Source organism: Micrococcus sp. TCR-5, from assembly GCF_052220525.1.
Lineage (GTDB): Bacteria > Actinomycetota > Actinomycetes > Actinomycetales > Micrococcaceae > Micrococcus > Micrococcus luteus.
In genome coordinates, this window is the sequence record NZ_JBQPDO010000012.1 from 50,402 (window position 1) to 75,107 (window position 24,706).

At 74.5% G+C, this 24,706-nt stretch carries 23 protein-coding genes and 1 riboswitch; of the genes, 17 read left to right on the forward strand and 6 right to left on the reverse strand.

Annotation, left to right across the window (positions count from 1 at the left end; translation table 11 throughout):
* The first annotated feature begins 6 nt into the window (after window positions 1-6).
* The 7 genes from ligA to gatB all read left to right on the forward strand — a co-directional run bounded on the left by ligA (window position 7) and on the right by gatB (window position 7,942).
* On the forward strand, window positions 7-2,400 hold the full coding sequence (gene ligA / locus ACTSKS_RS08095) for an NAD-dependent DNA ligase LigA (RefSeq protein WP_442927452.1): 2,394 nt from the start codon (window positions 7-9) through the stop codon (window positions 2,398-2,400).
* A complete protein-coding gene (locus tag ACTSKS_RS08100) occupies window positions 2,397-3,314 on the forward strand; it encodes an inositol monophosphatase family protein (protein ID WP_049146883.1) in 918 nt (305 codons plus the stop codon). The genes ligA and ACTSKS_RS08100 overlap by 4 nt, the downstream gene beginning before the upstream one ends.
* A complete protein-coding gene (locus tag ACTSKS_RS08105; RefSeq protein WP_049146885.1) occupies window positions 3,311-3,793 on the forward strand; it encodes a hypothetical protein in 483 nt (160 codons plus the stop codon). The genes ACTSKS_RS08100 and ACTSKS_RS08105 overlap by 4 nt, the downstream gene beginning before the upstream one ends.
* On the forward strand, window positions 3,790-4,314 hold the full coding sequence (locus ACTSKS_RS08110; RefSeq protein WP_002854352.1) for a GNAT family N-acetyltransferase: 525 nt from the start codon (window positions 3,790-3,792) through the stop codon (window positions 4,312-4,314). Before ACTSKS_RS08105 ends, ACTSKS_RS08110 begins: the two co-directional genes overlap by 4 nt.
* A 204-nt stretch (window positions 4,315-4,518) precedes the next feature.
* On the forward strand, window positions 4,519-4,815 hold the full coding sequence (gene gatC, locus ACTSKS_RS08115) for an Asp-tRNA(Asn)/Glu-tRNA(Gln) amidotransferase subunit GatC (RefSeq protein WP_002854348.1): 297 nt from the start codon (window positions 4,519-4,521) through the stop codon (window positions 4,813-4,815).
* Window positions 4,816-4,823: 8 nt separating this feature from the next.
* Window positions 4,824-6,440 carry an Asp-tRNA(Asn)/Glu-tRNA(Gln) amidotransferase subunit GatA gene (gene gatA, locus ACTSKS_RS08120; protein ID WP_186299330.1) on the forward strand — a complete coding sequence of 539 codons (1,617 nt, stop codon included), beginning with the start codon at window positions 4,824-4,826 and terminating at the stop codon, window positions 6,438-6,440.
* Window positions 6,437-7,942, forward strand: coding sequence for an Asp-tRNA(Asn)/Glu-tRNA(Gln) amidotransferase subunit GatB (gatB, locus tag ACTSKS_RS08125; RefSeq protein WP_135019705.1), 1,506 nt, complete (start codon window positions 6,437-6,439; stop codon window positions 7,940-7,942). Before gatA ends, gatB begins: the two co-directional genes overlap by 4 nt.
* 15 nt (window positions 7,943-7,957) lie before the next feature.
* Here gatB and ACTSKS_RS08130 read toward each other — a convergent pair whose 3' ends face one another.
* Complete coding sequence (locus tag ACTSKS_RS08130; RefSeq protein WP_135019706.1) at window positions 7,958-9,034, reverse strand: phosphotransferase; 1,077 nt, start codon at window positions 9,032-9,034, stop codon at window positions 7,958-7,960.
* A gap of 140 nt (window positions 9,035-9,174) precedes the next feature.
* Here ACTSKS_RS08130 and ACTSKS_RS08135 point away from each other — a divergent pair, with 140 nt between their 5' ends.
* On the forward strand, window positions 9,175-10,062 hold the full coding sequence (locus tag ACTSKS_RS08135) for a CPBP family intramembrane glutamic endopeptidase (protein ID WP_020625523.1): 888 nt from the start codon (window positions 9,175-9,177) through the stop codon (window positions 10,060-10,062).
* A gap of 18 nt (window positions 10,063-10,080) precedes the next feature.
* On the opposite strand, the gene ACTSKS_RS08140 is transcribed toward ACTSKS_RS08135, so the two are convergent.
* Window positions 10,081-10,719: a VOC family protein gene (locus ACTSKS_RS08140; RefSeq protein WP_020625524.1), complete on the reverse strand. Its 639-nt coding sequence runs from the start codon at window positions 10,717-10,719 to the stop codon at window positions 10,081-10,083.
* A 177-nt stretch (window positions 10,720-10,896) separates the two neighbouring features.
* A riboswitch (SAM riboswitch) is annotated at window positions 10,897-11,012 on the forward strand.
* A gap of 130 nt (window positions 11,013-11,142) precedes the next feature.
* Here ACTSKS_RS08140 and ACTSKS_RS08145 point away from each other — a divergent pair.
* Both ACTSKS_RS08145 and metX read left to right on the forward strand, forming a co-directional pair.
* Window positions 11,143-12,510 carry a bifunctional o-acetylhomoserine/o-acetylserine sulfhydrylase gene (locus tag ACTSKS_RS08145; RefSeq protein ID WP_442927453.1) on the forward strand — a complete coding sequence of 456 codons (1,368 nt, stop codon included), beginning with the start codon at window positions 11,143-11,145 and terminating at the stop codon, window positions 12,508-12,510.
* On the forward strand, window positions 12,507-13,637 hold the full coding sequence (gene metX / locus ACTSKS_RS08150) for a homoserine O-acetyltransferase MetX (RefSeq protein ID WP_442927454.1): 1,131 nt from the start codon (window positions 12,507-12,509) through the stop codon (window positions 13,635-13,637). Before ACTSKS_RS08145 ends, metX begins: the two co-directional genes overlap by 4 nt.
* 75 nt (window positions 13,638-13,712) lie before the next feature.
* Here metX and ACTSKS_RS08155 read toward each other — a convergent pair whose 3' ends face one another.
* Window positions 13,713-14,606 (reverse strand): SGNH/GDSL hydrolase family protein, encoded by an 894-nt coding sequence (locus ACTSKS_RS08155; protein ID WP_041103533.1) that lies wholly within the window; start codon window positions 14,604-14,606, stop codon window positions 13,713-13,715.
* Window positions 14,607-14,686: 80 nt separating this feature from the next.
* Between ACTSKS_RS08155 and ACTSKS_RS08160 the strand changes: the two genes are divergently transcribed.
* Window positions 14,687-15,379, forward strand: a complete 693-nt coding sequence (locus tag ACTSKS_RS08160) for an alpha/beta hydrolase (RefSeq protein WP_036340883.1) — start codon at window positions 14,687-14,689, stop codon at window positions 15,377-15,379.
* A 52-nt stretch (window positions 15,380-15,431) separates the two neighbouring features.
* On the opposite strand, the gene ACTSKS_RS08165 is transcribed toward ACTSKS_RS08160, so the two are convergent.
* Window positions 15,432-15,674, reverse strand: a complete 243-nt coding sequence (locus tag ACTSKS_RS08165; protein WP_036317588.1) for an RNA-binding S4 domain-containing protein — start codon at window positions 15,672-15,674, stop codon at window positions 15,432-15,434.
* Between the two features lie 141 nt (window positions 15,675-15,815).
* Here ACTSKS_RS08165 and ACTSKS_RS08170 point away from each other — a divergent pair, with 141 nt between their 5' ends.
* Genes ACTSKS_RS08170 through ACTSKS_RS08180 form a run of 3 tightly spaced genes read left to right on the forward strand, consistent with a single transcriptional unit; the run spans window position 15,816 to window position 18,963 of the window.
* Window positions 15,816-17,198 (forward strand): glycine--tRNA ligase, encoded by a 1,383-nt coding sequence (locus tag ACTSKS_RS08170; RefSeq protein ID WP_230277918.1) that lies wholly within the window; start codon window positions 15,816-15,818, stop codon window positions 17,196-17,198.
* Window positions 17,195-18,331, forward strand: coding sequence for a GNAT family N-acetyltransferase (locus tag ACTSKS_RS08175; RefSeq protein WP_135019730.1), 1,137 nt, complete (start codon window positions 17,195-17,197; stop codon window positions 18,329-18,331). Before ACTSKS_RS08170 ends, ACTSKS_RS08175 begins: the two co-directional genes overlap by 4 nt.
* Window positions 18,328-18,963, forward strand: coding sequence for a cation transporter (locus ACTSKS_RS08180; RefSeq protein ID WP_134416440.1), 636 nt, complete (start codon window positions 18,328-18,330; stop codon window positions 18,961-18,963). Before ACTSKS_RS08175 ends, ACTSKS_RS08180 begins: the two co-directional genes overlap by 4 nt.
* Window positions 18,964-18,970: 7 nt before the next feature.
* Here the strand turns inward: ACTSKS_RS08180 and ACTSKS_RS08185 are convergent, their stop codons facing one another.
* Together ACTSKS_RS08185 and ACTSKS_RS08190 are read right to left on the reverse strand one after the other, a co-directional pair.
* A complete protein-coding gene (locus ACTSKS_RS08185; protein WP_185194671.1) occupies window positions 18,971-20,287 on the reverse strand; it encodes an MFS transporter in 1,317 nt (438 codons plus the stop codon).
* Entirely contained in the window at window positions 20,284-21,306 is a 1,023-nt protein-coding gene (locus ACTSKS_RS08190) for an LLM class flavin-dependent oxidoreductase (RefSeq protein WP_135019715.1), read from the reverse strand. The genes ACTSKS_RS08185 and ACTSKS_RS08190 overlap by 4 nt, the downstream gene beginning before the upstream one ends.
* A gap of 139 nt (window positions 21,307-21,445) precedes the next feature.
* Between ACTSKS_RS08190 and ACTSKS_RS08195 the strand changes: the two genes are divergently transcribed.
* The 3 genes from ACTSKS_RS08195 (at window position 21,446) to ACTSKS_RS08205 (ending at window position 24,690) form a co-directional block, all read left to right on the forward strand.
* Window positions 21,446-21,862: an ankyrin repeat domain-containing protein gene (locus ACTSKS_RS08195; RefSeq protein ID WP_135019716.1), complete on the forward strand. Its 417-nt coding sequence runs from the start codon at window positions 21,446-21,448 to the stop codon at window positions 21,860-21,862.
* A gap of 118 nt (window positions 21,863-21,980) precedes the next feature.
* Complete coding sequence (gene dusB / locus ACTSKS_RS08200; RefSeq protein ID WP_442927455.1) at window positions 21,981-23,291, forward strand: tRNA dihydrouridine synthase DusB; 1,311 nt, start codon at window positions 21,981-21,983, stop codon at window positions 23,289-23,291.
* Window positions 23,284-24,690: a deoxyguanosinetriphosphate triphosphohydrolase gene (locus ACTSKS_RS08205; protein WP_442927456.1), complete on the forward strand. Its 1,407-nt coding sequence runs from the start codon at window positions 23,284-23,286 to the stop codon at window positions 24,688-24,690. Before dusB ends, ACTSKS_RS08205 begins: the two co-directional genes overlap by 8 nt.
* Window positions 24,691-24,706: the final 16 nt, after the last annotated feature.

Sequence of the window (24,706 nt, forward strand, 5' to 3'; positions counted from 1 at the left end):
GGCCGGGTGAGCACCCCCAAGGAATCCGCCGCCCAGCCCGATCCGCAGGACATCCCCGCCGCGGACCTGCGGGAGGAGTACGAGGACCTCGTGGAGCGGGTCCGCGCCGCCCGGACCGCCTACTACCAGCGGGACGCCCCGGAGATCTCGGACGCCGAGTACGACGCGCTGTACCGCCGCCTCGAGGACCTCGAGGCCCTGCACCCCGAGCTCGTGGCCAACGACTCGCCCACCCAGGAGGTCGGCGGCGAGGTCTCGGAGGCGTTCGCCCCCGTCCGGCACGGGGCCCGCATGTACTCGCTCGAGGACCTGTTCTCCGTCGAGGAGCTCGAGGTCTGGTTCCGCCGCGCGGCGCAGGCCCTGACGCAGGTGCGACCGGGCGTGGCGCCCCGCTGGCTCGTGGAGGTGAAGATCGACGGGCTCGCCGTCGCCCTGCGCTACCGGGACGGGCGGCTCGTGCAGGCCGCCACCCGCGGCGACGGCGTCACGGGCGAGGACGTCACCGCCAACGTGCGCACCATCGGGGACATCCCGCACGAGCTCTCCGGCGAGGGCTGGCCCGCCGAGTTCGAGGTGCGCGGCGAGGTGTTCATGTCCTCCGCCGCCTTCGCCGAGCTCAACGCGCGTCGTGCCGAGGAGGGTCAGACGCCGTTCGCGAACCCGCGCAACGCCGCCGCCGGCGCCCTGCGTCAGAAGGACCCGGCCGTCACCGCGCAGCGCCCGCTGGCCATGTTCGTGCACGGCATCGGCTCGGTCGAGGCGTTCGGACTGGAGTCCCAGCACGAGGTGTACGACGCGCTCGCGGGCTGGGGCCTGCCCGTGAGCCCCTACACCCGCGTGGTGGAGGGTGCGGACGAGGAGGCGTTGGCCGCCGTCGTCGCGGTGATCGAGGAGTACGGCCGGCGCCGGCACGAGCTGATCCACGAGATCGACGGCATCGTGCTGAAGGCGGACGCGTTCGCGGACCAGCGCTACCTCGGCCACACCTCCCGCGTGCCCCGCTGGGCCGCGGCGTACAAGTACCCGCCGGAGGAGGTGCACACGCTGCTGCGGGACATCGCGGTCTCGGTGGGCCGCACCGGACGGGTGACCCCGTTCGCGGTGATGGAGCCGGTCACCGTGGCCGGGTCCACCGTCTCTCTGGCCACCCTGCACAACCAGGACGTGGTCAAGGCCAAGGGCGTGCTGATCGGGGACACCGTGGTGGTGCGCAAGGCCGGGGACGTGATCCCCGAGGTCGTGGGCCCCGTGCTGCCGCTGCGCGAGAAGGCGATCGAGGCGGGCCGGGAGCTGCGCGAGTTCGTCATGCCCACGCACTGCCCCTCGTGCGGCACGCCGCTGGCCCCGGCCAAGGAGGGGGACGTGGACCTGCGCTGCCCCAACGCCCGCTCCTGCCCGGCCCAGCTGGCCGGTCGCGTCGAGCACCTGGCCAGCCGCGGCGCGTTCGACGTGGAGGCGCTCGGCGAGGAGGCAGCCCGCTGGCTCGTCCAGGGCCCCGGCGAGGACCCGGCCGAGCACGACGGACACGTGCGGCCCGAGGGCCCGGGCCCCATCACGGCGGAGGCGCAGATCTTCGACCTCGCCTCCGGCACGCCGGAGGAGATCACGGGCCCCCGCGGCGAGGACGGGCTGACGGACCTGCAGCGCTCCCTCGGCGCGGTGCGCGTGTGGCGCGAGGGCCGCACGAAAGTGGACGGCCGCATGGTGCCCTCGGGCGTGTTCACGCTCAAGCCGTACTTCTTCACCGCCGGCACCGCGAAGAGGCCGTCCGCGCCCACGGCCAACACGCTGCGCCTGTTCGACGAGCTCGAGAAGGCCAAGTCCCAGCCGCTGTGGCGCACCCTCGTGGCGCTGTCCATCCGGCACGTGGGCCCGACGGCGGCCCGCTCGTTGGCCACGGCGTTCGGCTCGATGGCGGCGCTGCGCGCGGCGGCAGAGGCCGGCGACCGGGACCGGCTGGCCGAGATCGACGGCGTCGGCCCGATCATCGCGGACGCGCTCATCGAGTGGTTCGCCGAGGACTGGCACCGGGAGATCGTGGACCGGTGGGCCGCGGCGGGCGTGGTCATGGAGGACGAGCAGGACGAGTCCACCCCGCGCACGCTCGAGGGCCTGACCGTGGTGGTCACCGGCTCGCTCGAGGGCTTCTCCCGTGACTCCGCGAAGGAGGCGATCCTCGTGCGCGGCGGCAAGGCCTCCGGGTCCGTGTCCAAGAAGACCGACTTCCTGGTGGCCGGCGAGGCCGCCGGCTCCAAGCTGGACAAGGCGCAGTCCCTCGGTGTGCCCGTGCTGGACGAGGCCGGGTTCACGGCGCTGCTGGCCGGCGGCCCGGACGCGGTGCGCCCGGCGGACACGGACGACGCCACCGACGGCGCCGCAGACGGGGAGGCCTCGGCATGAGCGCGCGCACCACGGTCCCGGGCCTGCTCGTGGTCGCCAAGGCCGCCGCGCGCGCCGGCGCGGACGTCCTGGCCCGGCGCTGGACCGGTCACCACCCGGCCGTCCCGCTGGGCATCGAGGAGATCGGCGCGCAGACGAAGTCCTCCGGCTCCGACTGGGTCACCGACTACGACCGCCGCGCCGAGCAGGCCGTCCGGGAGGTCATCGCCGGCTACCGCCCCTCGGACGAGATCACCGGCGAGGAGTACGGCGCCACCCTTCCGGCCGAGCCGTCCGGGTACCGCTGGTCCATCGACCCGCTGGACGGCACCACGAACTTCGTGCGCGGGCTTCCGCAGTTCTGCACCTCGGTGGCCGTCACCGGCCCGGTGGACGCCGAGACCGCCGACCTGCTGGGGGTGGCCGAGGGCACCGAACGCTGGCTGGCCGGCGTCGTGGCGGCGCCCGCGCTGGGGCGCACCTGGTTCGCGAGCGCGGGCCGGGGCGCCTTCAGCACCGCGGACGCGACGATGGCGGGCGTGGACGTGCCCGACCGGGACGCCGCCCCCGTGCAGCTCACCGGCCCCGTGGCGGGGCGCTCCGGGCGGCTGCTCGCCACCGGCTTCGGCTACGACCCCGCCCGCCGGGCCCTGCAGGTGCGGGCGCTCGCGGCCCTGCTGCCCGCGTTCGGGGACGTGCGGCGGATCGGCTCGGCGGCGCTGGACCTGTGCATGGTCGCGGACGGCACCCTGGACGCCTATGCCGAGTTCGGCACGCAGGAGTACGACTGGGCCGCCGGCGCGCTGGTGGCGGAGGAGGCCGGCGTCGCGGTGACGCGGCCCGCCTCGGCGGACGGCACGGCACATCCCCACTGGATGGTGGCCGGCGACGTGGACGCGGCCGCCCTGGCCGCCGTGACGGGGGCGAGGGCATGAGGCGGATCGTCGGAGACCCGTGGTTCTACCCGGTCCTGTTCGTGGCCGGCGGCCTGACGTTCATGATCGCGGGGACGCGTCTGCAGCAGGTCGGGATGATCGTGGCCGGGCTCGTCCTGGCCGGCTACGCGGTCACGTACCGGTGGGCTGTCCTGGTCCGCTCGCGGCCGTTCGCCGGCGCGCAGGCGCACGTCGAGGGCGGCGGCGTCGTCGTGTTCTGGCGGCCGGGCTGCCCGTTCACGAAGCGGTTGGTCAAGGAACTGACGGCGCAGGAGCGGGATCGCGCCTACTGGGTGAACATCTGGCAGGAGCCGGCGGCCGCGACGTTCCTCGAAGGGCTGCACGAGTCGCGCGACGGCCACCCCCACCAGGCCGTGCCCACCGCCTGGCTGCGCCGGCGCGACTACGTCGTGGCCACGGACGCGACCCGCGCCCGCCTGAAGGACACGCTGCGCCAGCACGCCGGAGGCGACGCATGAGCGCCCTCGTCCGCCCGCTGCGCCCCGAGGACCACGAGGCGGTCGCCGAGCTCACCCTGGCGTCCTATGTCGACGGCGGCCACATCGCCCCCGACGACGCCTACGTGAAGACCCTCATGGACGTGGCCGACCGGGCCGGCCGCGCGGAGGTGCTCGTGGCCGAGGTCGACGGCGAGGTGGCCGGGTCCGTGGTGCTCACCCCGCCCGGCTCGCCCCTGGCCGAGACCTCCGGCGACGGGGAGTACGAGTTCCGCATGCTCGCCGTGCACCCGCGGTTCCACCGCCGCGGGGTGGGCGGCGCCCTGCTGGCCGAGATCGTGGCGCGGGCCCGCGCCGAGGAGGGCGTGGACGCCGTCGTGCTGACCACCATGCCCTCCATGACCGGCGCCCACCGGATGTACGAGCGCGCCGGCTTCGTGCGCGTCCCGGAGCGGGACTGGCTCCTCGCGGACGTGGTGCCGGACCTCGACCCGGCCGACGAGACCGGCCCGTTCCTCGTCTACCGGCTCGCGCTGGACTGACCCCGGGCGGGACATCGGCACCGGGACCCCATTCGGGGCGGGAAATCCCTGTCATGCGGGCCCGGAGCGCCGCGGTGGGGTGGATCTCCCGCCTCGAAGCGGTGGCGGCGGCCGTCCAGGCCCCGGCACTAGACTCGACCCCGATGTGGCCGCCGCCGCGCCGGCGTCGTCCACCCCGCCCCGACCCGTCACACGAGGAGATCCATGCCTGAGATCACCCGGGATCAGGTGGAGCATCTGGCTCGCCTGGCCCACATCCGGATGACCGACGAGGAGCTGGACACGATGTCCGGCGACCTGGAGAAGATCCTGGAGCACGTCTCCGCGGTCCAGGCCGCCGCGGGCGACGACGTGACGCCGACGTCCCACCCCATCGCGTTGGAGAACGTGTTCCGCGAGGACGTGCCCGCCGGCATGCTCACGCAGGAGGAGGCCCTCGACCAGGCGCCGGACTCCGAGGACGGCCAGTTCAAGGTCCCCGCCATCCTGGACGGAGAGTGATCACCCCCATGACCGAGACGTTCGACGTGAACGCGACCCTCGGCGCCGACGAGCTCGTCCGGCTCACCGCGCTGCAGATGGCCGAGCGCCTGCGCGCCGGCACCACCACCTCCGTGGAGCTCGTCCAGGCCCACCTGGACCGCATCGCGGCCCACGACGGCGACGTGCGCGCCGACGCCGACGGCGACCGCGGCGTGCGCGCCTACCTCCACGTGAACACGGACGAGGCCCTCGCCGTCGCCGCCGAGGTGGACGCGATCCGCGCCGCCGGCGGCCCCGAGGCCGACGCCCTGCACCCGCTGGCCGGCGTGCCCGTGGCCGTGAAGGACAACATCGTCACGCGCGGCCAGCCGACCACGGCCGCCTCCCGCATGCTCGAGGGCTGGCTCAGCCCGTACGACGCCACGGTGGTGGCCCGCCTCCGCGAGGCCCGCCTGCCGATCCTCGGCAAGACCAACCTCGACGAGTTCGCCATGGGCGGTTCCACCGAGCACTCCGCGTTCGGCATCACCCGCAACCCGTGGGACGGGGACCGCGTGCCCGGCGGCTCGGGCGGCGGGTCGGCGGCCGCCGTGGCCGCCTTCCTGGCCCCCTTCGCCCTCGGCTCGGACACCGGCGGCTCCGTGCGTGAGCCCGCCGCGTTCACCGGCACGGTCGGCGTGAAGCCCACCTATGGCGCCGTCTCGCGCTACGGCCTGATCGCCATGGCCTCCTCGCTGGACCAGATCGGCCCCGCCGCCCGCACCGTGGCCGACGCCGCGGCGCTGCAGCAGGTCATCGGCGGCCACGACCCGCAGGACTCCACGTCCCTGGCCGACGCGCCGGCGGACCTGACCGCCGCGGCCCGCGGCCGCGACCTGGCGGGGCTGCGCGTCGGCGTCGTGACGGACCTGCCGGCGGACGCGTTCCACCCGGGCATCCGGGCCGGCTTCGACGAGCACGTCGCCGCCCTGCGGGAGGCCGGCGCGGAGATCGTGGAGGTCTCCTGCCCGAGTTTCGACGCCGCCCTCGGCGCGTACTACCTGATCATGCCCTCGGAGGCCTCCTCCAACCTGGCCCGCTTCGACGGCGTCCGCTACGGCCACCGCGTGGTGCCCGACGGCGGCGGCACCATCGAGCAGGTCATGGGCGCCACCCGCGCCGCCGGCTTCGGCGCCGAGGTCAAGCGCCGCATCATCCTGGGCACCTACGCGCTGTCCGCCGGCTACTACGACGCCTACTACGGCTCCGCGCAGAAGGTCCGCACGCTCGTGCAGGAGGACTTCGCCCGCGCCTTCGAGCAGGTGGACGTCATCCTCACGCCCACCGCGCCGACCCCCGCGTTCGAGCTGGGCGCCAAGACGGACGACCCGATGACCATGTACGTCAACGACCTGGCCACCATCCCGGCCAACCTGGCCGGCGTCCCGGGCATGTCCGTGCCGGGCGGCGTCGTCGACGGGCTGCCCTACGGCCTGCAGCTGATGGCGCCGGCGCGCCAGGACGCCCGCCTGTACGAGGCCGGCGCCGCGCTCGAACGCCTCGTGGCCCAGCGCCGGGGCGGGCCGGTGTGGGCCGAGGCCCCCGAGCTGGAGAAGGGCGCGCAGCGCGCCATCACCGCGACCACGGCAGGAGGCCGGGCATGAGCCACGCAGAGCAGACCATGGACTTCGCGGAGGCGATGGAGCGCTTCGACCCCGTGCTGGGCTTCGAGGTGCACGTGGAGCTGAACACCGCCACGAAGATCTTCTCCTCGGCGCCCAACGCGTTCGGCGACGAGCCGAACACCAACGTCACCCCGCTGGACCTCGGCCTCCCGGGCACCCTGCCGGTGCTCAACCGCGAGGTCGTGGAGTACGCCATCCGCCTGGGCGTGGCCCTGAACGCGCAGGTCGCCGAGACCTGCCGGTTCGCGCGGAAGAACTACTTCTACCCGGACACGCCGAAGAACTTCCAGACCTCCCAGTACGACGAGCCGATCGTCTTCGACGGCCATCTGGACGTGGAGCTGGAGGACGGCGAGGTGTTCCGCGTGGAGATCGAGCGCGCCCACCTCGAGGACGACGCCGGCAAGCTCACCCACGTGGGCGGCTCCGGCCGGATCCAGGGCGCGGCGAACTCGCTGGTGGACTACAACCGCGCGGGCGTGCCGCTCATCGAGATCGTCACCAGGCCGATCGTCGGCGCCGGTGCGCGGGCCCCCGAGCTGGCCCGCGCCTACGTCACCGCGATCCGGGACATCGTGCAGGCCATCGACATCTCCGACGCGCGGATGGAGCGCGGCAACGTCCGCTGCGACGCGAACGTCTCGCTGATGCCCAAGGGCGCCACCGAGTTCGGCACCCGCACCGAGACGAAGAACGTGAACTCCACGCGCGCCGTGCAGCACGCGGTCACCCACGAGATCCAGCGCCAGGCCGCGGTGCTCGCCGCGGGCGGCACCGTGACGCAGGAGACCCGCCACTGGCACGAGGACACCCGCAGCACCACCTCGGGCCGCCCGAAGTCGGACGCGGACGACTACCGGTACTTCCCCGAGCCGGACCTCGTGCCCGTGCACGTGGACGCCGCGTGGGTCGAGCGCGTGCGCGCGGCCATGCCCGAGCTGCCGGCCGTGCGGAACAAGCGGCTCAAGGCCGAGTGGGGCTTCTCGGACGAGGAGTTCCGCGACGTCGTCAACGCCGGCGTCCTGGACGAGATCGTCGCGACCGTGGAGGCCGGCGCCTCCGCGGCGGCCGCCCGCAAGTGGTGGATGGGCGAGATCGCCCGCCTGGCGAACGTCCGCGAGGTCGCCGTCGCCGAGCTGGGGATCACCCCGGCGCACGTGGTGGAGATCGAGGAGCTGATCGCCGCGAAGACGATCAATGACAAGATCGCCAAGCAGGTGCTCGGTCTCGTGGCCGACGGTGAGGGCGCCCCGAAGGAGGTCGTCTCGGCGAAGGGCCTGGCCGTGGTGTCCGACGACGGCGCGCTCACGGAGGCCGTCGACGCCGCGATCGCCGCCAACCCGGACGTGGCCGAGAAGATCAAGGGCGGCAAGATGGCCGCCGTCGGCGCCCTGATCGGCCCGGTCATGAAGGCCACCCGCGGGCAGGCCGACGCCGGCCGCGTCCGCGAGATCGTCCTGGAGCGCCTGGGCGTGTCCTGACGACCGCGCGGGCCCTCAGCCGTCCAGGGCGGTGAGGGCCCGCGCCACGCGGGGCAGGGTCTTGCGCAGCAGGCGCCGCCAGGACCCCGCGGCCAGCCCGCCGACGATCGCGTCCCGGGCCGCCGCGTCGTCGAGCGTCTCCAGGGCCATCGCCCCGAGCCACACGCGGGCCCGGCGCGCCTCGGCCGCGTCCCGGGCCAGGTCGGGCACCTTCTCCTCGCCGTGCCACAGCGCCAGGTAGGCGACGTTGAGGGCGGGGTCCCACGCGCACGCGAAGTCCCAGTCCAGCACCCCGGCCAGCGCCCAGCGCAGCGGGGCCCGCGGGTCCTCGTCCTCGGGCACGGCGCGCCAGCGCATGTTGTGCCCGGCCAGGTCGCCGTGCACGAGCGACGGCGGCACGGGCGGCGCGGCGGTCCACGCCGTCACGGCGTCCGTGACGGCGGCGACCGCGTCCGGCCACGCCTCGGCGCCCAGCCGCGCGTCGACGTCGTGCCCCTCCCACGCGCCCAGGCGCGCGGCGACCGCCCCCGGCAGCGCCGCGACGTGCCGGGCGCGCTCCGGCGTCCACGGGCCGCGGAAGGCGAACGGGCGGCCGAGGTGCGGGGCGATCCGCGGGTCGGTGACGTCCACGGCGGCGAGGTCGTCGAGGACGCCGCGCAGCACGGCCGGATCGCCCTCGTGCGGCGGGTGCGGGCCGCCCGGGAGGAAGCGCTGCAGCACCGCGGCGCCCGGGCCCGCGGAGACGGGATCCGAGAGGGCGATCGGCACGGTCCACGGCACGCGGCGCTCGGCCAGGGCCGCGGCGAGCCCGTCGAGGAGGGCCAGGCGCCGGGGCAGGTGCGCTGCGGGGTCCCGCTCGGGCGCCCACCGCGCAGCGGGGGCGGCGCCGACCTCGTGGGCCCGCGTCATCCGGAGGACGCCGACGTCCTCGAGCACGAGCACGCGGTGGAACTGCCCGCCCTCCTCCACGGACGCCGCGGCCCAGTCGGCTGTGCGGAGCCGGCGGGCGAGAGCGGGGTCGAGGCCGGGGCGGAGGTGCTGCAGGGCGCGGTGGACCAGCTCGAGCTCGCTGGGGGCAGGCGGGGAGACCACACGACCACGCTAACCCTCCCTCCGCCCTCCCGGACTTTCGAACGTGACATCGGGGGAATGGGGACTTTCGAACGGGAGAAAGGCCCCACCTCACGTTCGAAAGCGCCCGGGGGGAGAGGGGCGGGCCGATACTGGAGGGCATGCCCGCCACCCCGCGCACGTCCCGCACCCCGGCCGTCCGACCCGCCCCCGCGCTGCCCGCCCCGTCCGCGCGCACGGTGCGGTGGGAGATCGCGATCGTCCTCGGCCTCTCCCTGGGGAAGTCGGCGGTCTATGCGATCGTCCAGCTCATCGACAAGGCCACCCAGGCCCCGCTCGGCGAGCAGACCACCGTCCTCAACCCGGCCCTGGCCGACCGCTGGGCCTTCGACCTGACCTATCAGCTGCTCGGCATCGGGTTCTCGCTCGTGCCGGTGGCCCTCGTGCTGCACCTGATGCACCTGCGCGGCCGGGACCCGTTCCGGGTGCTCGGCCTCGACCTGCGCCGCCCCGGCCGCGACGTGGCCTGGGGCCTGGGCCTGTTCGCGGCCATCGGGCTGGGCACGCTCGGCGTCTACGCCGCCGGCCGGGCCCTGGGGATCACGACGGCGATCGTCGGCTCGGCGCTCGGGGAGAGCTGGTACCAGGTGCCGGTCCTGCTGCTCTCCGCGCTGCGGCACGGACTGCTGGAGGAGGTCATCGTGGGCGCCTGGCTCGTCGACCGGCTCGGGTATCTGCAGCGGCTGCGCGCCGCGGGCCTGGCGCGCGATCCGGCGCCGGCCGTGCCGTCGTCGTGGGTGAGCGCCGAGGGGCTGTACCTGCCGACCCGCGTGGCGGTCGTCGTGCTCGCCCTCGCGCTGCTGCGCGGGGCGTACCACCTGTACCAGGGGATCGGGCCGGGCGTGGGCAACGCCCTGATGGGCGTGGTGTTCGCGCTCGTGTTCCTGCGGGTGCGCCGGGTGATGCCGCTGGTCATCGCGCACGCGCTGCTGGACGCCGTCGGGTTCGTCGGCTACCCGCTGCTGGCGCGGGCGGGGCTGCTCGGCTGAGCGGCCCCGCCCCCGCGCTCAGAGCGTGATCTCACCCTTCGGGGTGCGGAAGGTGACCGAGACGATGCCCGGGGTGCCGGAGGGCGCGACGTACTCGATGTTCACGTCCTGGACCTGGCCGTCCTCGTCCTCGCCGCCCAGCCACTCGGCGAGGCGCTCGGGGGAGCCGGCGATGTTCAGGTGCTCGATGGTGGCCTGCGGCTCGGCCGCCTGCGAGGGGTGCATGTCCTCCTGACCGTCGGCCCAGCGCAGGATGTACGGCAGCTGCGGGTCCGCGAGGGTGCCCTTGATGCCGATCTGGCGCCAGGACAGCTCGCGGCCGTCCGGGAAGCGACGGTTGCCGGGGACGGCCTCGCGGCCGAGGCGGCGCTCGAACCGGCCGATGTCCGGGGTGGCCACGGCCCAGCTCATCCAGCCCCCGCCCTGCTCGGTGCGGGCGCGCACGAGCTGGCCGAACGGCGCGCTGAGGGAGGCCGGGTGGTCCAGGGCCTCGACGACCTCCAGATACTGCCCCTCCGTCATGGGAAACAGTGCGTTCTGGGTGCCGAAACGTGGGTGGACACCGCCCTTGATCCGCTCGATGCCCAGCGTCTCGGCGATGCGGGCGACCGTGGCGTCCAGGCCCTCGGGGCCGGCGGCGTAGGACACGTGGTCCATGCGACAGGTGTGCACTGCGCTGTTCCTCTCCGTTCCCGGGCTGCCCCGGGGGTTGACCTGGTGCGAGTCCAGGGGCGTCGAGCCCTTGACGGGTCGGGCGCCCCGTGCGGAGAGCGTATCCGCGTGTGACACGCGTGACGAAATCGTGGCGGGGCGGCGGGCTACACTCGGAGGCACGGTCACGAGAGTCAGCAACAGGCCCCGGCATGCTGACCGGCAACCCTCCTTCCGCGGTGGGGTGCCCCGGGTGACGACCAGGCCGGCCCCACAACGGACGCCGGCAAGCGCGGGCCGATCCCACGGCCCCTCTCGACGGCGCCGGGTCATCTCCGGCACCTCGACGACGCCGGTCCGCGGATCGGCACGTCGGCCGGCGGGCGGGGTCGCCGGGTCCGGCCCCTGAACCCTTCAGGAGGGTCAGCCATGACCGACCAGCCCACCCCGACCCCTGACGCCTGGGGCTTCTCCACCGCGCAGGTCCACGCGGGCGTCGCCGTCGGCCAGCACGCCTTCGGTGCGACCGCCCTGCCGATCTTCCAGACCACCTCGTACGACTTCCCGTCCGCCCAGGTGGCCGCGGACCGGTTCGCGCTCAAGGACCTCGACCCGCTCTACACCCGCATCGGCAACCCGACGCAGGGCCCGGTGGAGGAGAAGATCGCCGCGCTCGAGGGCGGTGTGGGCGCGCTGCTGCTGGCCTCCGGTCAGGCGGCGACCACGTTCGCGATCCTCAACGTCGCCGGCGCCGGCGACCACGTGGTCGCCTCGGCCAGCCTCTACGGCGGCACGCAGAACCTGTTCAAGCACACCCTCGCCAAGGTCGGCGTCGAGACGACGTTCGTGACCGACCCGGACGACGTCGAGTCCTGGCGCGCCGCCGTCCGGCCGAACACCAAGGCGTTCTTCGGCGAGACCCTCGGCAACCCGCGCGGCGACGTCCTGGACGTGCGCGCCGTCGCCGACGCCGCCCACGAGGCCGGCGTGCCGCTGATCGTGGACAACACGCTGGCCACCCCGTACCTGCTGCGGCCGATCGAACACGGCGCCGACGTCGTCACCCACTCCGCCACGAAGTACCTCGGCGGGCACGCCGCGGCCATCGCGGGCGTGATCGTCGACGCCGGCACGTTCGACTACGCGCAGCACGCCGAGCGGTACCCCGGCTTCAACGAGCCGGACGAGTCGTACCACGGCCTCGTCTACGCGCGGGACCTCGGGGTGGGCTCGCCGCTCGGCGCCAACCTGGCCTTCATCCTCAAGGCGCGCGTGCAGCTGCTGCGCGACTACGGCTCGGCCATCTCCCCGTTCAACGCGTTCCTGGTGAACCTCGGCCTGGAGACCCTGTCCCTGCGCATGGAGCGGCAGGTGGCCAACGCGGCCGCGGTGGCGCGCTGGCTGGAGGGTCGCGACGACGTCGAACGCGTGGTCTACGCCGGCCTGGAGTCCAGCCCGTGGCACGAGCGGGCCCAGCGCTACCTGCCGAAGGGCGCGGGCGCGTTCGTCTCCTTCGAGATCGCGGGCGGCCGAGAGGCCGGGGCCGCGTTCGTGGACGGGCTCACCCTGCACCACCACGTGGCCAACATCGGCGACGTCCGCTCGCTCGTGGTGCACCCGGCCTCCACCACCCACTCCCAGCTCACCGACGACGAGCAGCGCGCCGCCGGCGTCACCCCCGGCCTGGTGCGGCTCTCGCTCGGCGTGGAGGACATCGAGGACATCCTCGCCGACCTCGAACGCGGCTTCGCGGCCGCCGCCCGCTGCGGCGACGACGACGCGGGGGAGCGGGCATGACCGCCGTCGCCACGCGTCCGTCGCGCACCGCGCTGCCCCGCGGCGGCCGCCACCGTCTGCGGGTCGGCGAGCTGCGCACCGAGACCGGCGGGCTGCTGCCCGACGTCGAGCTGACCTACGAGACCTGGGGCACCCTCGCCGCCGACGGCTCCAACGCCGTGCTCGTGCTGCACGCCCTCACCGGCGACGCGCACGTGGCCGCGCACGAGGAGGACCCGACACCGGGCTGGTGGGACGCCCTCGTCGGCCCGGGCCGCGCCGTGGACACGGACCGGTGGTTCGTGGTCGCCCCCGCCATGATCGGCGGCTGCCACGGCTCCACCGGGCCCTCGACGCCGGCCCCCGACGGGCGGCCCTGGGGCTCCCGGTTCCCGTTCCTCACGCTGCGGGACGCGGTCGAGGCCGAGCGACGCCTGGCCGACCACCTCGGGATCGGCGCCTGGCGCGCCGTGATCGGCGGATCGATGGGCGGGGCCCGCGCCCTCGAGTGGGCCGCGACCCACCCCGCGCGCGTCGCCGGGGTGGGTGTGCTGGCCGCCACCGCGGCCTCCTCCGCCGACCAGATCGCGTGGGGGCAGGCGCAGACGGCGGCCATCCGCCTCGACCCGGACTTCCAGGGCGGCGACTACTACCCCGGCCCCGGCCCCGTGGCCGGCCTGGGCATCGCCCGGCGCGTCGCCCACACCACCTACCGCACGGCCGGCGAGCTCGGCCAGCGGTTCGGCCGCGAACCGCAGGGCGTCGAGGATCCCTTCGGCGCCGTCGTCGGGGTGCCGGGCGGGCGCGGGCGCTACGCCGTGGAGTCCTACCTGGACCACCAGGCGGCCAAGCTCACCGACCGGTTCGACGCGAACTCCTACCTCGTGGTCACCGAGGCCCTCATGGGCCACGACGTCGGGCGCGGGCGCGGCGGCGTGGCGGCGGCGCTCGCGGACTACCGGGGCCGGGCGTTCGTGGCCGCCGTCGACTCGGACCGGCTCTACCTGCCGGCCGAGTCCGAGGCGCTCGCGGCGGCGCTGCCCGCGCGGCCGCCGGTGCACACGATCGCCTCGCCCATCGGCCACGACGGGTTCCTCACCGAATACGGCCAGGTGGCCGACACGCTCAAGCGCACCCTCGCCCTCTGAACTTTCGTTCGGGAAACGGCGGCGTGTCGCGGCACTGTCGTTCGGGAAACGGCCACCGGTCCCCGCCGGCCGGGCTCAGGGCTCGACGATGTCCAGCGGCTCGGTGTGGTCCGAGCCCTGCGGCATCGGCGCGCCGAAGAGCGGCTCGGGGACGGGGCGCTTGGCCGTGACGCCGTCGCCGGAGGAGACGCCGCGGAGGCGGCGGACCACCCACGGCGCCAGGTGCGTGCGCACCCATGCGGCGTCCGACGCGCGGGCCGCGCGCCACGTGCGCGGCGCCGGCGGGGAGAGGCGCAGGTGCTCGAGGCCGTGCTCCACGCCGAGGGTGTCCAGCACCATCGCGGCGATCGTGTGGTGGCCGAGCGCAGAGAAGTGCAGGCGGTCCTCGGCCCACATCTCCCGCCGGGCGAGGTCCTTGAGCGACCACATGTCCGGCACCAGCGCGTCGTGCCGCAGCGCGATGGTGCGCACGTTCTCGTTGTAGATCGCCACGGTGCCGCGGATGCGGCCGATGACGGGCGTGCCCTTCACGTCGGTCGCGTTGAACAGCAGCACGGTGGCGCCGTCGGAGGCCAGACGCTCGACGACGGCGTCCAACCGGACCGCGATCTCGTCCGGGTCCGCGCCGCGCAGGATGTCGTTGCCGCCCGCGCAGACGCTGATGAGGTCCGGCCGCAGGGCGAGCGCCGGCTCCACCTGGTCCTCGGCGATCTGGTCCAGCAGCTTCCCGCGGACCGCCAGGTTGGCGTAGGCCAGGTCCTCGCCGGGCGGCGTCAGGCGGGAGAGCTCCTCGGCCAGGCGGTCGGCCCAGCCGCGGTGGTAGCCGGGACGGTCCGGGTCCGGGTCGCCGATGCCCTCGGAGAACGAGTCCCCGATGGCGACGTAGCGGCGCCACGGATGGGCGGCGGGGTCGTCGACCGGGGTCGCGTCGGAGGCGTGCGGAGGCTGGGAGGAGGATGGGTTACCCACGGGTAGGATTCTGCCCACGTCGCGCGGGAGGGGTCAACCTCCGGGAGGGGCCGACCGTGCCGCTCGCTAGGCTGGCGGACGTGAACGCGAACCCCACCCCCGCCGTCGAGCCCGTCGTCCGCTGGTCCCGCCCCGAGGGCGAGCGCACCGAGGACCTGCTGATCGTCCTGCACGGCTACGGCGCGAACGAGGACGACCTGTTCGGCCTCGTCCCGCACCTGCCCGAGCACGTCACGGTGGCCGCCGTCCGCGCGCCCCTGCCCCTGCAGCCGGGCTCCCACGCCTGGTTCCCGCTCTCCCAGGACCCCGTCACGGGCGAGCTGGGCTCCACCGCCGAGCCGGTCCGCGAGGCCGTCGAGGCCCTGCACGCCTGGGTGCAGGCGGTGCGCGGGGACTTCCGCACCGTCTCCCTGCTCGGCTTCTCGCAGGGCATGGCGATGGCCACGTCGCTGCTGCGCCTGGACCCGGAGGCCTACGCGTGCACCGTGGCGCTGTCCGGCTTCGTGGTGGACCCGGAGCTCACCGAGCCGCGGCTGCGCGAGCTGTTCACCCGCGACGACGACGTCGCCCGCGTCCGACCGAAGGTCTTCTGGGGCCGCGGCCAGGAGGACCCGATCATCTCCGAGCCCCGGGTCGAGGAGACCCATGCCTGGCTGAACGCCCACGTGGACCTCATGAAGATCGTCTACGCCGGGCTCGGCCACGCGATCAACGAGCAGGAGCTGGGCCACGTGAAGGAGTACCTCGCCCACATGGTGCCGCCCCGCGGCTGACGCACCGGACACGCTCGACGACGGCGCCGCGGCCGCCCGACGGGGCGTCGGCTCAGGCCTGCCCGGCCTGGACGACGAACGCCTCGCCGGCGAACTCGACGACGTCCCCGTCGTGCAGCTGGGCGCCGCGGCGCGTCTCCACCGCGCCGTTGACGGTGACGAGCCCGTCGGTGACGACGTCGCGGGCCATGGCCCCGTCCTCCACGAGGGAGGCGAGCTTGAGCGCCTGGCCGAGGCGGATGGACTCGTCACGGATGGGCAGGGGCTGGGCGTCGGGTGCGTTCGTCTCGGTCATGGTGTCCATCATGGCCGGTAGGCTGGACGGGATCGACCGGCGCGCCGCGCCGGAACGGGCCCGCCGCCTCGAAGGCGGCCGGGCGCCGTCGTCGTCGTGATCCCCTCCCGCCCCGCCGATGAGTACGGAAGTGATGCCCCCATGGCTGCCAAGTCCCCGCTGGACAACGTCATCAACCTCGCCAAGCGCCGAGGCTTCGTGTTCCAGGCCGGTGAGATCTACGGCGGTTCGCGCTCCGCGTGGGACTACGGGCCCCTGGGTGTGGAGCTGAAGGAGAACATCAAGGCGGAATGGTGGAAGACCTTCGTGCGCTCCCGCGAGGACATGGTGGGCCTGGACTCCTCCATCATCCTGCCGCGCGCGGTGTGGGAGGCCTCCGGCCACGTCGAGACCTTCACCGACCCGCTCGTGGAGTGCACCCGGTGCCACAGGCGCCACCGCCAGGACCACCTGCTCGAGGCGTTCGAGGCCAAGAAGGGCCGGCCGGCCGAGGGCATGGCCGAGATCGTGTGCCCGGACTGCGGCACCCAGGGCGCCTGGACCGAGCCGCAGCTGTTCTCGGGCCTGGTCAAGACCTACCTCGGCCCCGTGGACAACGAGGAGGGCCTGCACTACATGCGCCCGGAGACGGCGCAGGGCATCTTCGTGAACTTCCTCAACGTGCTGGGCGCGGCCCGGAAGAAGCCGCCGTTCGGCATCGGCCAGATCGGCAAGGCGTTCCGCAACGAGATCACCCCGGGCAACTTCATCTTCCGCACCCGTGAGTTCGAGCAGATGGAGATCGAGTACTTTGTGCCGCCGGCCGAGGCGGGCCAGCACTTCGACCGCTGGGTCGAGGACTGCTGGGACTGGTTCATCGACCTCGGCATCGATCCGGCGCACCTGCGCCGCCTCGACGTGCCCGCGGACGAGCGGGCCCACTACTCGGACGCCACGATCGACCTCGAGTACGACTTCGGCTTCACCGGCGGCGACGGCTGGGGCGAGCTGATGGGCATCGCGAACCGCACCGACTACGACCTCGGGCGGCACACCGAGCACTCGGGCACCAAGATGCAGTACTTCGACCAGGCCAACAACGAGCACTACACCCCGTACGTGATCGAGCCGTCCTTCGGCCTGACCCGCGCCATGATGGCGTTCCTCGTAGACGCCTACGCCGAGGACGAGGCCCCGAACGCCAAGGGCGGCGTGGACGTGCGCACCGTGCTCAAGCTGGACCCGCGCCTGGCCCCGGTCAAGGCCGCCGTGCTCCCGCTGTCGAAGAAGCCCGAGCTGCAGCCGGCCACCCAGTCCCTCGCGGCGGAGCTGCGCACCCTCTGGAACATCGAGACGGACGACTCCGGCGCGATCGGCCGTCGCTACCGCCGCCAGGACGAGATCGGCACCCCGTTCTGCATCACCGTGGACTTCGACACCCTCGAGGACCAGGCCGTGACCATCCGCGAGCGGGACACCATGGCCCAGGAGCGCGTGGCGCTGTCCCAGGTGAAGTCTTACCTGCTGGAGCGCCTGGTCAAGTGAGCGGGGACGTGACGGGAGCGGCCGGGGCCGCGGGGCACGACGACGGCGGCGCGCTGTTCGACTCCGCCGCGGTCGCCGGCGGGGAGATCGTGCTGCGTCCCTGGCGGCCCGGGGACGACCTGGCCCTGCTCGAGGTGTGGGGTGACCCGGCCAACGCGCAGCAGCACCAGGACCGGGCGATGCTCGCCGAGGACGCGGAACGGCCCTGGCGCCGCGCGCTCGTGGCCGAGGCCGCCGGCGTGCCGGTGGCGGCCGGCGTCGTCTATGCCTCGTCCGTGCACCCGCGGCGGCTGTGGCTGTACGTCGAGACCGCGGCTGCCGAGCGGCGCCGGGGCATCGGCCGGGCGCTCGTGGCGGCCCTGCGGGGGCTCGCCGCGGAGGCGCACGCCGCCGGCGCCATCCCGACGACGGCCCTGAAGGCCCGATTCGCCAAGGACGCCCTGGTGCCCGGCGTGGCCGGCGCCGACCCGCAGACCGAGACCGACGGTGCGACCGGCCGCCCGCCCGTGGACACGGACGCCGTGCGCTCCCAGACCGCCGCACTGGCCGCCGGCACCGAGGCGTTCCTCGTGGCCGAGGGCTTCACCCCCGTGCAGCGCTCCCGCCGCGTCGCGATCGCCCCGGGGGCCATCGGCCTGCCGGACGTGCGGGGGGAGGAGCACCCGGACGGCGTGGTCCTCGAGGAGGCCTCGACCGGCTCCGTCGAGCTGACGCGGGCGGTCACCGCGTTCTACGACGCCGTGCACGCGTGGGATCCGTCGACCCTGAGCGTCGGGGCCGCCCAGCAGCTGCTGCTGGGTCCGGCCACCGGGGCCGCGGGCGCCGTCGTGCTCCGCGACGCGCCGAAGGCCGAGGGCGGGCGCATCCGCGCGTTCGCGGTGTCCTACACCCCGGAGCGCCAGGACGCGCCGGCCGACGTGCTCGTGGGCTGGGATCCGGAGCTGGGGGAGAAGGACGCGCTGCAGGCCGTGGCCGACCTGCTCGCCCTGCTCGTGGCCCAGTACCCCGTGCAGATCGAGGTGGACGAGGCGATGACCCCGCTGGAGCGGATCGTGGACGGGCTCATCGGCGGCAACGCGGCGCGGACGCTGGTGGACACGTACGTGTTCGTGGACGACACGACGGGCGCGTGAACCAGGCAGCCGAAGCGGACCGCCGGCGCACCCGCGCCCTGCGGGGCACCGTCCTGGCGGTGGCCCTGCTCAACGGCGCCTACCTGGTGGTCGAGATCATCCTGGCGGTGGGGATCGGCTCGGTGGCCCTCGTGGCGGACTCCGTCGACTTCTTCGAGGACTTCGCCGTCAACCTGCTGATCTTCGTGGCGCTCGGGTGGACGGCGGCCCGGCAGGCGGTCATCGGCAAGGTCATGGCCGGGATCATCGTGCTGCCGGCCGTGGCGGCGCTCGTCATGGCGGCCACGAAGATCGGCGACCCCGAGCCGCCGGCCGCGGGCGTGCTGCTGGGGGCGGCCGTCGGCTCGCTCCTCGTGAACATCGTGTGCGTGGTCCTGCTGGCCCGCGTCCGCGTCGACGGCGGCTCCCTCACCCGGGCGGCCTGGCTCGCGGCGCGCAACGACCTCGTGGCCGGCGTCGTGCTGATCGCCCTGTCCGGGATCACGGTGCTGACGGCATCGGGCTGGGCGGACATCATCGTGGGCGTGCTTCTCGTGCTGCTCAACGGCTCCGCCGCCAAGGAGATCTGGGAGGCCGCGACCGAGGAGCACCTGGCGGCCCAGGCCCTCGCCGGCGAGGTCGACGACGACTGAGCGGTTCCTACGGGGCGGCGGGCAGCCGGGCGGCGAGCACCGCCCCGACGGCGGCCAGGCCCAGGAACACCGTCAGCGCCGGTGCAAGACCGACGGCGCCGGCCAGCGCCCCGACCGCCGGGCTGAGCCCGACCCCGGCCAGGCGCATGCACCAGCTCGTCACCGCCAGCCCGGTCTGCGGCCGGAGCCCGGGCGCCTCGTCGCCGAGCGCATAGGCCACGGGCACCACCACGGCGCAGCCCAGCCCCGCCAGCGCCAGCCCCGCGAACGCAGCAGGCACGGCCACCGGCCCCGGCAGCGGCGCCAGGGCCAGTCCCAGCCCCACGACGACGGCGCCCAGCCCCGCCGTCAGCGCCCCGCGGCGTCCCAGGGCGGCGAGGGTGCGGTCGCCCGCGAGGCGGCCGACGAACTGCGCGCCCAGCAGCGTCGACGCGCCGAGCACCGCCGCGGCCGGGTCCAGGCCGCGCTCGGTGATCAGGAACAGGGTGGCCCACGCGTTGCCGAACTCCTCCACACCGAACCCGGCCATCGCGATCACCACGGCGGGGACGAGCACGGCCACGGCGGCGCGGCGGGGGAGGGCTTGGGCGGCCGGGGCAGGCGGCGTGGACGTCTCCGACGGCGCGGGTGACTGATCCGAGGCGTCGCGGGCCGAGGCCGAGTCCGTGGGCGCCTCCGCCAGGAACAGGCGCCGGACCCCCAGCAGCACCGCGACGCACACGGCGCCGTTGAGCCCCAGGTGCAGGGCCGCGGGGCCGCCCACGGTGATGACCGCGGCGCCGAGCCCGGCACCGGCGGCCGCTCCGAGGCTCCAGCCGGCGTGCATGGTCGTGAGCACGGGCCGGGCCAGCCGGGTCTGCACCTGCAGGCCCTGCGCGTTCTGGGCGGTGTCCACGACGGCGTCGAGCACCCCCGATGCCAGGACGAGGCCCGCGAAGACCCACAGCGGCCAGGCCGCGGCCGTGCCCGCACCGTGCCCGGCCCCCGCGCCCGCCCCGGCGATGTCGAGGACGAGACCGGCCGCCGTCGTGAGCAGGGCGATGGCCACGCTGCCGGCGAGCATGACGCGTCGGGCGCCGAACCGGCGCAGGATCGGCGCGGGCAGGGGCCCGGCGAGCGTGCCGCCCACGGCGAGCGCGATGACGAGCAGGCCGAACGCGGCCGGGTCCAGGCCGAACGCGGCCTTGGCCTCCGGGTAGTGCGGGATGAGCGCGCCGAGCAGGGCGCCGTTCGTCGCGAAGGCGGCGGTGACGGCCCAGCGCGCGCGACGGGCTCGGGCGAAGCCGTCGTCGGCGGTCGGGAGGTGCGGCGGGGCCTCGCTCATGCATCCCAGCCGAGCAGGCGCCAGACCTCCGCCCAGCCGGCGAAGATCTTCGCGTTGTACTCGACCCCGAGCTGGTTGGGGTTGGCGAACAGGACCCAGTCGGCGGCGGCGACGGCGTCGTCGGCGGCGAGCTTCTCCGCGACCTCCTCGGCGGACCCGGCATAGGTCGGGCCGGAGCGGGCGGCGCCGCCCTCGAGCATGCCGGAGGAGTCGCGCGAGGCCCGCTCCCGGCCGAAGTACAGCTCGTCCTCCCGGTCCTGGATGACGAACGCGGAGCGCGTGACCGCCGTGCGGCCCGGACCGGCGTGGCCGGCCGCGGCGAAGGCCTCCCGGTAGCGGGCGATCTGGTCGGCCTGCTGGACGTGGAAGGGGCGGCCGTCGTCCTGCAGGAGCAGGGTGGAGGAGAGCATGTTGTAGCCGTCCGCGGCGGCGCCGGCCACCGAGCCCACAGAGCCGGACCCCCACCAGATGCGGTCCGCGAGCCCGGGGGAGTGCGGCTCGATCCGCAGCGGCTGCGAGCTGTGCGCCCAGCCGGAGGTGAGGTCCGGCGTCGCGATGCCCTCGCCGCGCACGGCCGAGAGGAACCGGCGTCCGCGCTCGCGGGTCACGTCGGCCCAGGTCTGCCCCTCGGCGAGGGCGTAGCCGAACTGCGCCTGGCCGTCGAGGGCGGCCTCGGGTGAGCCGCGGGAGACACCGAGCTCGAGCCGGCCGCCGGAGAGGAGGTCCGTGGTGGCCGCGGCCTCGGCCATGTACAGGGGGTTCTCATACCGCAGGTCGATCACGCCGGTGCCGAGGCTGATCCGCTCGGTGCGGGCGGCCATCGCGGCGAGGATCGGGAACGGCGAGGAGAACATCCGCTGGAAGTGGTGGACGCGGAGCCAGGCGCCGTCGAGTCCGGCGTCCTCGGCGGCCACGGCCATCGCGACGACGTCGTCGAGGGCCTGCCGCGCGTCCGGGGCGGTGCCGGGCCGGTGGATCCAGTGGCCGAAGTTGAGGAAGCCGAGGTGCTTGCGGGTCATGCCGGGTGCAACCGCGGGGCGGGCGGGGCTGTTCCCGGTGCTCGTCTGACCGCCGGCCGGCGACATCACCTGCGGGCGGACCCGCGGAGATGCCGCTGCGGCGCGGTCGATCGCCGCGGCGTCCGCCATACTGGCGGGCATGAGCGAGCAGTGGAGCGAGAAGGACATCGAGCTGGCGAACCGGCTCTTCGATATGGCGCGGGACGGGGACACGGCCCAGCTGAAGGCATACCTGGACGCCGGGGTGAGCACGCGCCTGCGCAACCACGCGGGCGACTCCTTCCTCACCCTCGCCGCCTACCACGAGCGCCCGGACACGGTGGCGATGCTGATCGAGGCCGGCGCCGAGATCGAGCACGCCAACGATCGCGGCCAGCGCGCCCTGACCTGCGCCACGTTCAAGCGGGATGTCGCCTCGATGCGGCACCTGCTCGCGGCCGGTGCGGACCCCGATGCCGGCACGCCGTCGGCCCGACAGACCGCTCAGATGTTCGCCGGTGCTGACCTGCTGGCGGTGCTCGACCGCGAGGACGCGGCGCCGTCGTCGGAGGCCTGACCCGCCGCCAGTATCGTCTGCCCGTCCCGGCGGGGCGCCTCGGCGATCGCCTCCCAGCGGGCCGGGTCGTGGGGCACGGTGACGCGGGTGCCGGGCGGAATGGAAGAATGGACCCGACATGACTTCTTCCCACACCCTCCCCGCCGCGGCGGTGACCGACGCCGACGACGTCGCCGACCCCCACGTCGCGCACTACGCCAAGTCCGCCGGTGCGGGTCGACGCATCACCGACGACGATCAGCTCCACGAGGCCCGCCACCCCGCCCCGACGACGGACCGCCTGACCCTGCCCCCGCTGCGGCTGGGACCGCTGACCATCGACGTCCCCGTGGTGCTCGCCCCGATGGCCGGCATCACGAACACCGCGTTCCGGCGCCTGTGCCGGGAGTACGGCGGCGGCCTCTACGTGAACGAAATGGTCACCGCCCGGGCTCTCGTGGAGCGCAAGCCCGAGTCGATGCGGATCATCCAGCACGACCCGGACGAGGTGCCCCGCTCCGTCCAGCTCTACTCGGTGGATCCGGTCACCACCGGCGCCGCGGTGCGGATGCTGGTCGAGGAGGACCGCTGCGACCACATCGACATGAACTTCGGCTGCCCCGTGCCCAAGGTGACCCGGCGCGGCGGCGGCTCCGCCCTGCCGTGGAAGGCGGAGCTGTTCGCCTCCATCGTCAAGGCGGCCGTGACCGAGGCGGCCAAGAAGGACATCCCGGTGACCGTGAAGATGCGCCGCGGCATCGACGAGGACCACCTGACCTTCCTCGACGCCGGCCGCACGGCCCGCGACCTCGGCGTCGCCGCCGTCGCCCTCCACGGCCGCACCACCCGCCAGTTCTACTCGGGCACCGCCGTGTGGGACGACATCGCCCGGCTGCGCGAGGCCCTGCCGGACATCCCCGTGCTCGGCAACGGCGACATCTGGTCCGCGGAGGACGCCATCGCGATGGTCGAGCAGACCGGCGTGGACGGCGTCGTGATCGGCCGCGGCTGCCAGGGAAGGCCCTGGCTGTTCGGGGACCTGCAGGCCGCGTTCGAGGGCCGGCAGGACCGGTTCCAGCCGACCCTGGGCATGGTCGCGGACACGCTGTACCGCCACGCTGAGCTGCTCGTGGACACCTTCGGCGGCGACGAGACGAAGGCGCTGCGGGACATCCGCAAGCACGTGGCGTGGTACTTAAAGGGCTACCCCGTGGGCTCGGAGATCCGCACCGCGCTGTCCACCGTCCCGGACCTCGCCACGATGCGCGAGATCCTCGCCCGCGTGGACCGGGACCAGCCCTACCCGGGCGAGGCCGCCGAGGGCCCCCGCGGCCGGGCCGGCGCCCCCAAGCGCCCGCACCTGCCGGACGGCTGGCTGGACTCCCGCGAGCTCAACGCCGAGCAGCAGGCCATGATCCAGGCCGCCGAGCTGGACGTCTCCGGTGGCTGAGCCCACGACGCCGGTGCCCGCCGCCGGAACGCCCGCCGCGCCGTCGTCGCCCTGGACCGGCGCCGCCCACCAGCCGGTGCTGTTCGGCCCGGAAGGCCGGCCCCCGTATGCCGGCCGCGCCGTGCAGACCCCCGGCTACACGCCGTGGGACCGGGAGCGGTGGCTGCCCGAGCCGCCCAAGTCCTCGTACCGCTCGGACTTCGAGCGGGATCGTGCCCGCGTGCTGCACTCCGCGGGCCTGCGCCGGCTGGGGGCCAAGACCCAGGTGGTCGCCCCGGACGCGGACGACTTCGCCCGCACCCGCCTGACGCACTCGCTCGAGGTGGCGCAGGTGGGGCGTGAGCTCGGCCGGTCGCTGGGCTGCGACCCCGACCTCGTGGACACCGCCTGCCTGTCCCACGACCTCGGCCACCCGCCCTTCGGGCACAACGGGGAGAAGGCGCTCGACGCGCTCAGCGAGGACGTCGGCGGCTTCGAGGGCAACGCCCAGACCCTGCGCCTGCTGGCCCGCCTCGAGCAGAAGAAGCTCTTCGCGGACGGCTCCTCCGCGGGCCTGAACCTCACGCGCGCCGCCCTCGACGCCGCATGCAAGTACCCGTGGACCCGTGAGGACGCCCCGCTGCGCCCCGACGGCACGCGCTCGCGCAAGTTCGGCGTCTACGAGGACGACCTGCCCGTGTTCCGCTGGTTCCGCGCCGGGGTGCCCGGCACGCGCACGTCCATGGAGGCCCAGGTCATGGACCTCGCGGACGACATCTCCTACTCCGTGCACGACGTCGAGGACGGCGTGGTCAACGCCGTGTTCCAGCTCAAGTGGCTGGCCATCCCGGAGCACCGGGAGCGCGTCGTGGAGACCACCCGCCAGTGGTACCTGCCGCACACGGACCCGGCCGAGGTCGACGCGGCCCTGGCCCGCCTCGAGGCCACCGACGTGTGGGTCTCCGAGATGGACGGCTCCCGGCGGGCGCTGGCGGCGATGAAGGACATGACGAGCCAGCTGATCGGCCGGTTCTGCAGCGCCGCCTTCGACGCCACGCGTCAGGTGTTCGGCAACGAGCCGCTCACCCGCCACGGCGCCGACGTCGTGGTGCCCGAGGAGACGGAGACCGAGATCGCCGTGATGAAGGGCATCGCGGCGGCCTACGTGATGACCGCCGAGCAGCGCCAGCCGCTCTACGCGCGGCAGCGCGAGGTGCTCGCGGAGCTCGTGACGCTGCTCGACGCGACGGGGGACCGGTACCTCGAGCCGATGTTCGCGTTCGACTGGGCGCAGGCCCCCGACGACGCAGCCCGGCGGCGCGTGGTGATCGACCAGATCGCCTCGCTCACCGATTCGACCGCCGTCGAGTGGCATCACACCCTGGTGCAGGGCGCGGAGTTCCGGCGCGTCTGGATCTGAGGGGCCGCCCCGGGCC

What these genes read in the sequence shown, in the direction of transcription:
- ACTSKS_RS08135 (WP_020625523.1), top strand. Translation starts at nt 9,175, where the DNA reads ATGCCCGCCACCCCGCGCACGTCCCGCACCCCGGCCGTCCGACCCGCC.
- ACTSKS_RS08185 (WP_185194671.1), bottom strand. Translation starts at nt 20,287, where the DNA reads ATGAGCGAGGCCCCGCCGCACCTCCCGACCGCCGACGACGGCTTCGCC.
- gatB (WP_135019705.1), top strand. Translation starts at nt 6,437, where the DNA reads ATGAGCCACGCAGAGCAGACCATGGACTTCGCGGAGGCGATGGAGCGC.
- ACTSKS_RS08190 (WP_135019715.1), bottom strand. Translation starts at nt 21,306, where the DNA reads ATGACCCGCAAGCACCTCGGCTTCCTCAACTTCGGCCACTGGATCCAC.
- metX (WP_442927454.1), top strand. Translation starts at nt 12,507, where the DNA reads ATGACCGCCGTCGCCACGCGTCCGTCGCGCACCGCGCTGCCCCGCGGC.
- gatC (WP_002854348.1), top strand. Translation starts at nt 4,519, where the DNA reads ATGCCTGAGATCACCCGGGATCAGGTGGAGCATCTGGCTCGCCTGGCC.
- ACTSKS_RS08110 (WP_002854352.1), top strand. Translation starts at nt 3,790, where the DNA reads ATGAGCGCCCTCGTCCGCCCGCTGCGCCCCGAGGACCACGAGGCGGTC.
- gatA (WP_186299330.1), top strand. Translation starts at nt 4,824, where the DNA reads ATGACCGAGACGTTCGACGTGAACGCGACCCTCGGCGCCGACGAGCTC.
- ACTSKS_RS08165 (WP_036317588.1), bottom strand. Translation starts at nt 15,674, where the DNA reads ATGACCGAGACGAACGCACCCGACGCCCAGCCCCTGCCCATCCGTGAC.
- ACTSKS_RS08195 (WP_135019716.1), top strand. Translation starts at nt 21,446, where the DNA reads ATGAGCGAGCAGTGGAGCGAGAAGGACATCGAGCTGGCGAACCGGCTC.
- ACTSKS_RS08105 (WP_049146885.1), top strand. Translation starts at nt 3,311, where the DNA reads ATGAGGCGGATCGTCGGAGACCCGTGGTTCTACCCGGTCCTGTTCGTG.
- ACTSKS_RS08140 (WP_020625524.1), bottom strand. Translation starts at nt 10,719, where the DNA reads ATGGACCACGTGTCCTACGCCGCCGGCCCCGAGGGCCTGGACGCCACG.
- ACTSKS_RS08100 (WP_049146883.1), top strand. Translation starts at nt 2,397, where the DNA reads ATGAGCGCGCGCACCACGGTCCCGGGCCTGCTCGTGGTCGCCAAGGCC.
- ACTSKS_RS08170 (WP_230277918.1), top strand. Translation starts at nt 15,816, where the DNA reads ATGGCTGCCAAGTCCCCGCTGGACAACGTCATCAACCTCGCCAAGCGC.
- ACTSKS_RS08145 (WP_442927453.1), top strand. Translation starts at nt 11,143, where the DNA reads ATGACCGACCAGCCCACCCCGACCCCTGACGCCTGGGGCTTCTCCACC.
- dusB (WP_442927455.1), top strand. Translation starts at nt 21,981, where the DNA reads ATGACTTCTTCCCACACCCTCCCCGCCGCGGCGGTGACCGACGCCGAC.